Here is an 11025-nt window from a genome sequence, read left to right as displayed (position 1 = left end):
GGCGAAATCCCAGGCTGGCACCCACTCGACGCTGACCCGGGCCGAGGTTTCCTACTCGACCAAGAAGATCTATCGCCAGAAGGGCACCGGCGGCGCACGCCACGGTTCCAAGAAGGCGCCGATCTTCCGCCACGGTGGTGTTGTAAAGGGCCCGACCCCGCGCAGCCACGCCCATGACCTGCCGAAGAAGTTCCGCGCCCTTGGCTTGCGGCATGCGCTGTCGGCCAAGTTCAAGGCGGGCGAGCTGGTGATCCTGGACGTGGCCACCATGGCCGATGCCAAGACCGGTACGCTGGCCAAGATGAAGTCGGAACTGGGTTGGAAGCGCGTGCTGATCATCGACGGCGCGACCGTGGATGGCAACTTCGCGCTGGCAGCCCGCAACATCGAAGGCATCGACGTGCTGCCGACGATGGGTGCGAATGTCTATGACATCCTGAAGCGTGACACCCTGGTGATCACGAAAGCCGGTGTCGAAGCCCTGGAGGCCCGCCTGAAATGAGCAAAGCTCCCAAATCCGCTGTGGCCGTAAAGCCCGAGCATTACGACGTGATCCGCAAGCCCGTCATCACCGAGAAGGCCACCATGGCTTCCGAGGCTGGTGCCGTGGTCTTCCAGGTCGCGATGTCATCGACCAAGCCGCAGATCAAGGAAGCCGTCGAGGCGATCTTTGGTGTCAAGGTGAAGGCGGTCAACACCACCATCACCAAGGGCAAGGCCAAGAAGTTCCGTGGTCGCGCCGGCGAGCGGAGCGACAAGAAGAAAGCCTATGTGATGCTTGAAGCTGGCAACACTATCGACGTCTCCACGGGCCTCTGATAGAAGCCCGCGAATCCTGCGGCCCCGGATCATCCGGGGCCGTGGTTTTTAGACTGAATCGGGGATCTTCGGAGCCCTATAACCCAAGGGTCCGCAACGCCGGACCCCCCAAGACGGAAGACAGAAAGCATGGCACTTAAGTCGTATAAGCCGACGACGCCTGGCCAGCGAGGGCTGGTTCTGATCGACCGTTCGGAACTGTGGAAAGGCCGCCCGGTCAAATCCCTCACTGAGGGTTTGATCAAGACCGGTGGCCGGAACAATACCGGACGTATCACGATGTGGCACAAAGGTGGGGGCGCCAAGCGCCTGTACCGTGTGGTCGATTTCAAGCGCACAAAGTTCGACATCGCAGCGGTCGTCGAGCGGATCGAATATGATCCGAACCGCACCGCATTCATCGCTCTGGTCAAGTACGCCGATGGCGAGCTGGCCTATATCCTGGCGCCGCAGCGTCTGGCCGTGGGTGACTCAGTCATCGCTGGCGCCAAGACCGACGTGAAGCCGGGCAATGCCATGCCGTTTTCGGGCATGCCGATCGGCGCCATCGTCCACAACGTCGAGCTGAAGCCCGGCAAGGGCGGCCAGTTGGCCCGCGCTGCCGGCACCTACGCGCAATTCGTCGGTCGTGACGGGTCTTACGCGCAGATTCGGCTTTCGTCGGGCGAACTGCGCATGGTCCGTCAGGAATGCATGGCCACCATCGGTGCCGTGTCGAACCCCGACAACTCCAACCAGAACTTCGGCAAGGCCGGTCGCATGCGCCACAAGGGCGTGCGTCCGACTGTTCGTGGTGTTGCGATGAACCCGATCGACCACCCGCATGGTGGTGGTGAAGGCCGGACCTCCGGTGGCCGCCACCCGGTTACCCCGTGGGGCAAGGGCACCAAGGGCAACAAGACCCGCAAGGCGAAGGCTTCGGACAGCCTCATTGTTCGGTCGCGTCACGCGAAGAAAGGGCGCTAATCCATGGCACGTTCTATTTGGAAGGGCCCCTTCGTCGACGGTTACGTCCTGAAGAAGGCTGAAAAGGCAAAGGCCGGTGGTAAGGCCGAGGTGATCAAGATCTGGTCGCGTCGGTCCACCATCCTGCCGCAGTTCGTTGGTTTGACCTTTGCGGTCTACAACGGCAAAAAGCACATCCCGGTCAACGTGACCGAGGAAATGATCGGCCAGAAATTCGGTGAATACTCGCCGACGCGGACCTATTACGGTCACGCCGCCGACAAGAAAGCGAAGAGGAAATAAGCCATGGGATCGGAAAAGAACCCCCGTCGCGTGGCGGACAACGAAGCAATGGCAATCGCCCGCATGCTTCGGACCTCGCCGCAGAAATTGAACCTGGTCGCCGGTATGATCCGGGGCAAGAAGGTGGACAAGGCTCTGGCCGACCTCACCTTCTCCAAGCGCCGCATCGCGGGTGACGTGAAGAAGTGCCTGCAGTCGGCAATCGCGAACGCAGAAAACAACCACAACCTCGACGTCGACAATCTGATCGTCGCCGAGGCCTGGGTCGGCAAGAACCTGGTGATGAAGCGTGGCCGTCCACGCGCGCGTGGCCGGTTCGGCAAGATCATGAAGCCGTTCTCTGAGATCACCATCAAGGTCCGTCAAACCGGGGAGACTGCATAATGGGTCAGAAGGTCAATCCGATCGGTATGCGCCTGCAGGTCAACCGGACCTGGGACAGCCGCTGGTTCGCGGAATCGAAAGACTACGGCAACCTCCTGCTGGAAGACCTGCGCATGCGCGAGTTCATCCATCATGAGCTGAAGCAGGCCGGCATCAGCCGCGTGATCATCGAACGCCCGCACAAGAAGTGCCGTGTGACCATTCACACTGCACGTCCGGGCGTGATCATCGGCAAAAAAGGTGCGGATATCGAAACGCTTCGCAAGAAGCTGACGGTGTTCACCAAATCCGAACTCCACCTCAACATCGTTGAAGTGCGCAAGCCGGAACTGGACGCGCAACTGGTCGCCGAAAGCATCGCACAGCAGATGGAGCGTCGGGTCTCGTTCCGCCGCGCCATGAAGCGTGGCGTGCAGAACGCGATGCGCATCGGGGCGCTTGGCATCCGGGTTAACGTCGCTGGCCGTCTTGGCGGCGCGGAAATCGCCCGGACCGAATGGTACCGCGAAGGCCGCGTGCCGTTGCACACCCTGCGTGCCGACATCGACTATGCCTTGTCCGAAGCCACGACCCCTTACGGGATCATCGGGGTGAAGGTGTGGATCTTCAAAGGCGAAATCCTTGAGCACGATCCACAAGCGCATGACCGCCGCCTCGCCGAAGCGCAGGAAGGTGCCGCTCCGCGCGCACCCCGGCGCGACCGCGAACGCGCGTAAGGAGTAGAAAAGATGCTGCAACCAAAGCGCACCAAATTCCGCAAACAGCATAAAGGCCGCATCCATGGCGAAGCCAAGGGCGGGTTCTTGCTGAACTTCGGCTCTTTCGCCCTGAAAGCGACCGAGCCGGAGCGGGTCACTGCACGGCAGATCGAAGCGGCCCGCCGCGCGATCACCCGCCACATGAAGCGTCAGGGCCGGGTCTGGATCCGGATTTTCCCGGATGTTCCAGTGTCGGCAAAACCTGTCGAAGTTCGTATGGGTAAGGGCAAAGGCTCGACCGACTATTGGGCAGCCAAGGTCAAACCCGGCCGGATCATGTTCGAGATCGACGGCGTGTCGGAAGTTATCGCCCGCGAGGCCCTGCGCCTCGGCGCGATGAAGCTTCCGGTCACCACCCGCGTCGTGGCCAAGGAAGACTGGTAAGAGCGGCGCGTCCGCAGAACTTACCTTACCGATAGTAGCCCTCTGCCGGAAACGGTGGGGGGCTTTTCTTTTGACTAAAGGTCGCAAGCGAACTTGACGCCTTGTGCTAGTGGACCTGAGATGTCGACTTCAAGTTCTTCGACCAAAACCGGAGATCACCAATGGGGAACTTGCTGGACGACTACGACTTCCTGGTCCTGCCATGCCGCGACAATTCTGGGCCGGGCCATTGGCAAAGCCACTGGCAGGTCGCACTGCCCAACATGACGCGTGTTGAACAAGACGAATGGGTTTCACCGAAGTTCGCCCCCTGGGCCGCGCGGCTTGACGAATATCTCGGGCGCAGCGTCCGGCCCGTTGTCCTCATCGCGCACAGTCTTGGCACCTCCCTGATCATGCGATGGGCGCCAGATGCGGATTGCTCGCGCATTGCCGGGGCTTTCATGGTCGCCCCGTCGGATCGCGGCGCGGCGGATATCTGGCCCGATGCGAGCGAAAGCGGATTTTCACCAATGGTACTTGATCCGCTTCCCTTTCCGTCGATGGTGCTGGCAAGCCGGAATGATCCCTATGTCGCATTCGATCGCGCCAGGACATTCGCCGATGCTTGGCGAGCTGAACTTGTTGATATGCAACAGGCCGGTCATATGGGAAATTCGGACAACTTGGGCATCTGGCCTGCTGGTCTGGTCCATTTCGGAGCGTTCATCGGCACGCTCGGGGGGCGGCGCACAGGTGTTGGCTGAGACAGGCGCGCGCTGACCGGCTGCGGGCAGTCGACCAAGGCCATAGGGGCAACACATGCGAAATCTGATTCTAGGTCTGGTCTTTCTGCCCTTGGCCGCCACCGCAGAACCTGCGTTCCGCGCGACAGGCCCCACCGAACCCACCCGGCTTTCACCCGACGCCTTCCTCGGCGCGGGCACCGTAACCTTCGCCGACCGGCCCTGGTCGCTCAGCTTTGACCTTCCCTGGCAGTATTGTGCGGTCACTGAGAACGGCATCAAGGTCTGCGACTTCGCTGCCGAGACTTACGATCCCCGGACCTGGGACAAATCCGGGGCAGGGGCCTCGTTCGAGCCGGGGATGGACAAGGAAGGCCGCTATGTCCGCGCTTGGGTCGACCATGCCTCGCCCGCGCGGATCGTCGTTGGCCTACAGTACGCACTCAACAACGAAGCCTACGACATCGCCCATGCCGATATCCCCAGCGGCTCTCCCCATGGCGACGGCGACTGGGGCGAAGAGCGGTGGTACATCTATCCCGACGGCACCTATACCCGCCACATTACGATCCACACCGGCCTTGCCGCCCGCAGCCTGCCCTTCGGGTTTGAGCGGGAGCCGCCGAATGTGGTGCATGAATTCACCGAAACCATAGTCATCGGCCAACCCGGCCACGACCCGTTGGACGACATCGACCCCGCCGCGATCATCGCCATCCGCATCTATGGCAACCATTCCGGCCATGTCCTGCCGCAGGGCGAGGACGCGACCTTCACTTATGGGCCGGAGCTGCGGGATTTCGAGGAGTTCCGCGATGCGAATATCCTGATCGTCAACACCCGGTCGGACTATCGCACCTTCAAGACCGGCCTGCCTTACGGTGTGCAGGTGCAGCCCTACACGATCGAGCCCGGCAATGCCGACTTGTTCCAGACATGGCGCGGCTACGCTGAACCCTCCATCGGCTACATCGCAGCCTTGGGCCACATGATCAACTACTGGCACTACCGGCGTAGCGACACCCGGCTGGAGCAGATCTACCTGCAGGGCATGACCAACGCCGCCGATCCGCAGGAGGATCTGGTCAAGCTCGGCTGGTCATGGATCCTGCCGCCCGGGCTGTGGATGGAGGGACCGGAGCAGGACTACACCCCCCGATATGATCCTGCACAAAAGGCCTATCTGGTGCCGCGCACTGGCACCGGGCCTGCGCCGTTCTGTTTTGAACTGATCGCCACCTATGACGAAGCCGCCCGCAACGGCACCATGTGGTTGGTGAACCCGGCCTTTATCCTGCGCGATTGGAATGACGTGCAGACCGGCGTGGACGTGACGCTGGACGGTCAGCCGTTGTAGGAGGGCGTCGATTACCTCGTCGGCTATGAGGCGACTGCGACAGGCCAAGACATGGTGATCTGGCTGCGCCGCGAGGTTGACCTGAACATCGCCCCCGAACATCTGGTCGGTCTGACCTTCACGCCGCGCCCCTGAGCGGCTAATACCGGCGCCAGGGTCGATCCCGGCCCCCCAACGCTGGAGCCTGTCATGGCCGAAATCGCCTCGCTGTTCGTCACCCGCCTGTACCGCGCCAAGTTGAGCGAGCTGGGCAAGAAGAAAATCAGCTATGACGAGTTGCAGTCGTCCTGCCTTGCCATCGCCGAGGATGACGAGGCCGGTCAGCGCTGGTGCGAAAAGCACGGCTATCCCGGCTACACCTCCTATTCCTCGCTGAACGACCTGCCCTGGCGCTTTCCGATCTTCGGCGCGCTGGAAAAGGCGCTGGACAAGCATGTCGCGGCCTTCTGCAAGGACCTCGGCTTCGACCTTGGCGACAAGAAGCTGAAATGCGACTCGCTCTGGATCAACATCCTCGGCGAAGGCGGCATGCACGCCAGCCACATCCACCCGCATTCGGTGATCTCCGGCACCACCTATGTGGCGATGCCGGAGGGGACCAGCGCGCTGAAGCTGGAGGACCCGCGCCTGCCGATGATGATGACCGCCCCCCTGCGGTCGAAGAAAGCCGCGCGGGAGTTGCAGAGTTTTGTCTACGTCACGCCGTCAGTGGGCGAGGTCCTGCTGTGGGAAAGCTGGCTAAGACACGAAGTGCCGATGAACATGGCCGAGGAAGAGCGGATCTCGGTCAGCTTCAACTATGGGTGGGCGTGAGGCGTCGCTACTGAAACTTTCTTCGCTTGAATGCTCGGACGTCAGCAGCCGACAACCGGAACCATTCTCCGTTCGCGCGCTTCTCAGAAAACCTGCGATGCCAGTATGATTCGATTCCTGGAGGATCGTCAGTGCGGATCGTATGTTCCAATGTCACCTTCTCAGGCAAACTGACCGTGATCTGTTTGACCCGGAGTTCAAGCTGGTCACTGCGGCCAATCTTGTAGTGGTCCCCGGACCGCAGAAGGTAGACGGACCCTTCTCGAATGTCCCCGCTCGGCGCTTTGTTTGGCTCCGGCGAGTCCGGAAGAAGGTCAAGCAGATCATGATATTCCTCGTTCCGGCGAACCCACTCCGAGAACGCAACGACGAGTGATGCCTTTCCGGGAAAGTGATTTGTGAAGACGTTGTGCGACGGGAAACCTTCATTCTGACGCGCGAACATTCGTAGATCGACCATTGCAGGAATACGACCGAAATGGCGAACAGCGACCGCAAACTGTTGGAGCACACTGTCTACGGGCAACTTTGCGTTTAGTCCGTTTTCCTGGAGCCCGGCCTCCTGCAGGGCATCTCCCCAAGCCCGCCAAAGCTTGCCGTGCCATTCACTTCGAACAATGCCGGTCTCTGCCTCGAAAACGGCGATCCCTGGGGAGCGGCCGATCTTGATGGCTACTCGCCGAATTTCGCCAAGGATATGATCTTTGTCTGCCATCAAGCGAAATTGCCTTCGTAGCCGGTTCCATTCCGAAGTATCTATTCTTAGCAGCGTAGGAGCAAGTTGCAGTCTGTATACCCCCCAACTTCCCCCTTGCCTCCTCCCCCCATCCCCCCTATACGACGCCATCCAGCGATTCCGGGGCTCCGGATTCGTCGGTTTGTCATTGATCCATCAGGACAACGGTAACCTCAAAAGGGGCCGTCTGGTGATTGTGAAAAGGAAAGCGGCATGAAAGCCGAGGAACTGAAAACGAAAACGCCGGACCAGCTGCGCGACAGCCTGGTTCAGCTCAAGAAGGAAGCGTTCAACCTGCGCTTCCAGGCTGCGACCAACCAGCTGGAGAACACCGCTCGCATGCGTGCCGTCCGTCGTGACGTCGCCCGCATCCGCACGGTGCTCGTCCAAAAAGCTGCCGAAGCCGCGAAATAAGAGGAGCACACCATGCCGAAACGTATTCTCCAGGGTGTCGTGACCTCCGACAAGAACGAACAGACCATCACTGTTCTGGTCGAGCGCCGCTTCAAGCACCCGCTGCTGCAGAAAACCGTCCGCAAGTCCAAGAAGTACCGGGCCCACGACGCGGAAAACAAGTTCAAGACCGGCGACACCGTCCGCATCGAGGAATGTGCACCGATCTCGAAAACCAAACGCTGGACGGTGGTTGTCGACGCTACGGCGTAAACAACTCCCCAAGGCTCCATCGAAACCCTGGGCATGATGCCCAAAGGTCGGGAGAAACCAAATGATCCAGATGCAGACCAATCTGGATGTTGCTGACAACTCAGGCGCTCGCCGGGTTCAGTGCATCAAGGTTCTGGGTGGCTCGCATCGCCGCTATGCTTCTGTGGGCGACATCATCGTGGTGTCGGTCAAGGAAGCCATTCCAAAAGGCCGTGTCAAAAAGGGCGACGTCCGCAAGGCCGTTGTCGTGCGCACCGCCAAGGAAGTTCGCCGTGAAGACGGCACCACCATCCGCTTTGACCGCAACGCAGCCGTCATCTTGAACAACCAGGGTGAACCGGTCGGCACGCGTATCTTCGGGCCAGTGGTGCGCGAGCTGCGCGCCAAGAACTTCATGAAAATCATCTCTTTGGCTCCGGAGGTGCTCTGATGGCCGCCAAGCTCAAGAAGGGTGACACGGTCATCGTGCTCACCGGCAAGGACAAGGGACTGAAGGGCGAAATTGCGTCCGTCAACCCGACCGCAAACAAGGCCGTGGTCGAGGGCGTGAATGTCGCCATCCGCCACACCAAGCAGTCCGCAGGCACCCAGGGTGGCCGCGTCGCAAAGCCGATGCCGATCGACCTGTCGAACCTGGCCATCGTTGACAAGAACGGCAAACCCACCCGCGTCGGCTTCCGTATGGACGGCGACAAGAAGGTGCGCTTTGCCAAGTCCACCGGGGAGGCCATCTGATGTTGGATCAAGCCAAATACACCCCGCGCATGAAGGCCGACTACATGGCCCGCATCCGCCCGGCGCTGATGGAAGAATTCGGCTACAAGAACATGATGCAGCTGCCGCGTCTGGACAAGATCGTCCTGAACATGGGCGTCGGCGAAGCGGTCAAGGACACCAAGAAGGTGAAGCAGGCGGCTGAAGAGCTGACCCTGATCGCCGGCCAGAAGGCCGTCATCACCCATGCCAAGAACTCGATCGCAGGCTTCCGCGTTCGCGAGCTGATGCCGCTGGGCTGCAAAGTCACGCTGCGCGGTGACCGGATGTACGAATTCTTCGACCGTCTGATCACCATCGCACTGCCCCGCGTCCGTGACTTCCGTGGCGTGAAGCCGACCTCGTTCGATGGCCGCGGCAACTATGCCATGGGCCTGAAAGAGCAGATCGTGTTCCCCGAAATCGAATTCGACAAGGTCGATGAGATCCTCGGCATGGACATCATCATCTGCACCACCGCGAAGACCGATGCCGAAGCCAAGGCGCTGTTGATCCACTTCAACATGCCCTTCACCGACACCGTGGGAGCAAAGTAAAAATGGCCAAGAAATCCATGGTGAACCGCGAAGTAAAACGCGCCAAGCTCGTGAAGCAGCATGCTGTCAAACGCGCCGCGTTGAAAGCGGTGGTCTATGACCAGACCAAACCGGTTGAAGATCGCTTCAAGGCGACGATCAAGCTGGCAGCCCTGCCCCGCAACTCGTCCGCGACCCGGATCCATAACCGGTGCCAGCTGACGGGCCGTCCGCATGCGTATTACCGCAAGCTCAAACTCAGCCGCATCATGCTGCGTGATCTCGCCTCGTTTGGCCAGATCCCCGGCATGGTAAAGTCCAGCTGGTAAGGAGGACCGCAAGATGATGATGAACGATCCTCTCGGCGATATGCTCACGCGTATCCGCAACGCCCAGATGCGCGGCAAATCCACCGTATCCACGCCGGCCTCCAAGCTGCGCGCCTGGGTGCTGGATGTGCTGGCGGCGGAAGGTTATATCCGCGGCTATGAAAAGAACCCGTCCGACAACGGTCAGGGCGAGCTGGTGATCAGCCTCAAGTACTACGAAGGCACCCCCGTGATCCGCGAGCTGAAGCGCGTGTCCAAGCCGGGTCGCCGGGTGTACATGAGCGTCAAGGATATTCCGACGGTCCGTAACGGCCTCGGTGTCTCCATCGTGTCGACGCCGAAGGGCGTCATGTCGGATGCAAGCGCACGCACTGCCAATGTTGGCGGCGAAGTGCTTTGCACCGTATTCTGAGGAGCAGGACATGTCCCGTATCGGCAGAAAACCCGTAACCCTGGTGAAAGGCGTCAGCGCCTCGATCTCGGGTCAGACCGTCGAAGTGAAGGGGCCGAAAGGCACCCGCAGCTTCACCGCAGGCGACGACGTGACGCTGACCATCGAGGGGGAGACCATCAAGGTCACCCCGCGCGGTCTGTCCAAGCGCGCGCGCCAGCAGTGGGGCATGAGCCGCTCGATGGTGCAGAACCTGGTCGACGGCGTGTCGGCTGGTTTCAAGAAAGAGATGGAAATTCAGGGTGTGGGTTATCGCGCGGCGATGGCTGGCAACGTTCTGAAACTGTCGCTCGGCTACAGTCACGAAGTGAACTTCGAGATTCCGGCCGGCGTGACAATCACCTCTCCGAAAAACACCGAAATCATTGTGGAAGGCATTGACCAACAGCTTGTTGGCCAAGTCGCCGCGAACATCCGCGAGTGGAAAAAGCCAGAGCCCTACAAGGGCAAGGGCATCCGCTACAAGGGTGAATTCGTGTTCCGCAAGGAAGGCAAGAAGAAGTAAGGGCTCAGAGAAATGGCAAACAACAAAAGAGAGCTGTTCCTCAAGCGCCGCTTGCGCGTCCGGAACAAGATCAAGGCGACCTCGCATGGGCGGCTTCGGCTGTCGGTGCACCGGTCGTCCAAGAACATCAGCGTGCAGCTGATCGACGATGTGAAGGGCGTGACTGTCGCCTCGGCCTCCTCCCTGGAGAAGGATCTGGGCGTGGTCGGCAAGAACAACGTCGAAGCAGCGGCGAAGATCGGTTCGGCGATTGCCGAGCGGGCAAAAAAGGCCGGTGTCGAGGAATGCTACTTCGACCGCGGCGGCTTCCTGTTTCACGGCAAGATCAAGGCTTTGGCCGATGCTGCGCGTGAAGGCGGTCTGAAGTTCTAAATCAAGAGTGGGGGGCGCGTCCTGATCGGGCGCGTCCCCCCGATGATCCGGGGGCCATGCTTGACATGGGCCCACCAGGATTGGCCACAACGGCGCGGATGCTGCGCCACCATGCAAGGAATGCCTTATGGCAGAACGTGATAACCGTCGGGACAATCGTGGGGGCAATGACCGCCGCGATAACCGTCC

20 protein-coding genes are annotated in these 11025 nt (G+C 60.5%); 19 read left to right on the top strand and 1 reads right to left on the bottom strand.

Features of this window, described 5'->3' with window-relative positions; all coding sequences use genetic code 11:
- From rplD to RMO18_RS13835, 10 genes are all read left to right on the top strand, one after another.
- Positions 1-502 (top strand): 50S ribosomal protein L4 (rplD, locus tag RMO18_RS13880; RefSeq protein WP_309666670.1); only part of this gene is annotated, 502 nt, incomplete at its 5' end.
- Between the two features lie 20 nt (positions 503-522).
- Positions 523-819, top strand: coding sequence for a 50S ribosomal protein L23 (locus RMO18_RS13875; protein WP_309666672.1), 297 nt, complete (start codon positions 523-525; stop codon positions 817-819).
- Between the two features lie 129 nt (positions 820-948).
- Positions 949-1785, top strand: coding sequence for a 50S ribosomal protein L2 (rplB, locus tag RMO18_RS13870; RefSeq protein WP_309666668.1), 837 nt, complete (start codon positions 949-951; stop codon positions 1783-1785).
- A gap of 3 nt (positions 1786-1788) precedes the next feature.
- Complete coding sequence (gene rpsS / locus RMO18_RS13865) at positions 1789-2067, top strand: 30S ribosomal protein S19 (RefSeq protein WP_309666666.1); 279 nt, start codon at positions 1789-1791, stop codon at positions 2065-2067.
- Positions 2068-2070: 3 nt separating this feature from the next.
- Positions 2071-2451 carry a 50S ribosomal protein L22 gene (gene rplV / locus RMO18_RS13860; RefSeq protein WP_309666664.1) on the top strand — a complete coding sequence of 127 codons (381 nt, stop codon included), beginning with the start codon at positions 2071-2073 and terminating at the stop codon, positions 2449-2451.
- Positions 2451-3167: a 30S ribosomal protein S3 gene (gene rpsC, locus RMO18_RS13855; RefSeq protein ID WP_309666663.1), complete on the top strand. Its 717-nt coding sequence runs from the start codon at positions 2451-2453 to the stop codon at positions 3165-3167. Before rplV ends, rpsC begins: the two co-directional genes overlap by 1 nt.
- Positions 3168-3179: 12 nt before the next feature.
- Positions 3180-3593, top strand: coding sequence for a 50S ribosomal protein L16 (gene rplP / locus RMO18_RS13850; RefSeq protein ID WP_309666661.1), 414 nt, complete (start codon positions 3180-3182; stop codon positions 3591-3593).
- A gap of 161 nt (positions 3594-3754) precedes the next feature.
- A complete protein-coding gene (locus tag RMO18_RS13845) occupies positions 3755-4339 on the top strand; it encodes an alpha/beta fold hydrolase (RefSeq protein ID WP_309666659.1) in 585 nt (194 codons plus the stop codon).
- A 55-nt stretch (positions 4340-4394) separates the two neighbouring features.
- On the top strand, positions 4395-5675 hold the full coding sequence (locus RMO18_RS13840) for a hypothetical protein (RefSeq protein ID WP_309666658.1): 1281 nt from the start codon (positions 4395-4397) through the stop codon (positions 5673-5675).
- A 189-nt stretch (positions 5676-5864) separates the two neighbouring features.
- Positions 5865-6488: a TIGR02466 family protein gene (locus tag RMO18_RS13835; RefSeq protein WP_309666656.1), complete on the top strand. Its 624-nt coding sequence runs from the start codon at positions 5865-5867 to the stop codon at positions 6486-6488.
- A 7-nt stretch (positions 6489-6495) separates the two neighbouring features.
- On the opposite strand, the gene RMO18_RS13830 is transcribed toward RMO18_RS13835, so the two are convergent.
- Positions 6496-7203 carry a GIY-YIG nuclease family protein gene (locus tag RMO18_RS13830; RefSeq protein ID WP_309666654.1) on the bottom strand — a complete coding sequence of 236 codons (708 nt, stop codon included), beginning with the start codon at positions 7201-7203 and terminating at the stop codon, positions 6496-6498.
- Positions 7204-7437: 234 nt separating this feature from the next.
- Here RMO18_RS13830 and rpmC point away from each other — a divergent pair, with 234 nt between their 5' ends.
- From rpmC to rplR, 9 genes are all read left to right on the top strand, one after another.
- Positions 7438-7638, top strand: coding sequence for a 50S ribosomal protein L29 (gene rpmC / locus RMO18_RS13825; protein ID WP_309666652.1), 201 nt, complete (start codon positions 7438-7440; stop codon positions 7636-7638).
- 12 nt (positions 7639-7650) lie between these two features.
- A complete protein-coding gene (gene rpsQ, locus RMO18_RS13820) occupies positions 7651-7890 on the top strand; it encodes a 30S ribosomal protein S17 (protein ID WP_309666651.1) in 240 nt (79 codons plus the stop codon).
- Positions 7891-7951: 61 nt separating this feature from the next.
- Positions 7952-8320: a 50S ribosomal protein L14 gene (rplN, locus tag RMO18_RS13815; RefSeq protein WP_091302592.1), complete on the top strand. Its 369-nt coding sequence runs from the start codon at positions 7952-7954 to the stop codon at positions 8318-8320.
- Positions 8320-8625 carry a 50S ribosomal protein L24 gene (gene rplX / locus RMO18_RS13810; protein ID WP_309666649.1) on the top strand — a complete coding sequence of 102 codons (306 nt, stop codon included), beginning with the start codon at positions 8320-8322 and terminating at the stop codon, positions 8623-8625. Before rplN ends, rplX begins: the two co-directional genes overlap by 1 nt.
- Entirely contained in the window at positions 8625-9200 is a 576-nt protein-coding gene (rplE, locus tag RMO18_RS13805) for a 50S ribosomal protein L5 (RefSeq protein ID WP_309666648.1), read from the top strand. The genes rplX and rplE overlap by 1 nt, the downstream gene beginning before the upstream one ends.
- Before the next feature lie 2 nt (positions 9201-9202).
- Positions 9203-9508 carry a 30S ribosomal protein S14 gene (gene rpsN / locus RMO18_RS13800; protein ID WP_309666647.1) on the top strand — a complete coding sequence of 102 codons (306 nt, stop codon included), beginning with the start codon at positions 9203-9205 and terminating at the stop codon, positions 9506-9508.
- Positions 9509-9521: 13 nt separating this feature from the next.
- Positions 9522-9920, top strand: coding sequence for a 30S ribosomal protein S8 (gene rpsH, locus RMO18_RS13795; protein ID WP_309666645.1), 399 nt, complete (start codon positions 9522-9524; stop codon positions 9918-9920).
- A 10-nt stretch (positions 9921-9930) separates the two neighbouring features.
- The gene (gene rplF, locus RMO18_RS13790) at positions 9931-10464 is read left to right on the top strand and encodes a 50S ribosomal protein L6 (RefSeq protein ID WP_309666643.1); all 534 of its coding nucleotides are present in this window, start codon (positions 9931-9933) and stop codon (positions 10462-10464) included.
- 12 nt (positions 10465-10476) lie between these two features.
- Complete coding sequence (gene rplR / locus RMO18_RS13785; protein WP_309666641.1) at positions 10477-10836, top strand: 50S ribosomal protein L18; 360 nt, start codon at positions 10477-10479, stop codon at positions 10834-10836.
- Positions 10837-11025 lie beyond the last annotated feature (189 nt).

Source organism: Tabrizicola sp., assembly GCF_031377265.1.
GTDB lineage: Bacteria > Pseudomonadota > Alphaproteobacteria > Rhodobacterales > Rhodobacteraceae > JAUYQR01.
The sequence above is the reverse complement of the archived record's forward strand: the minus strand, read 5'-3'. Positions and strand labels throughout refer to the sequence as shown.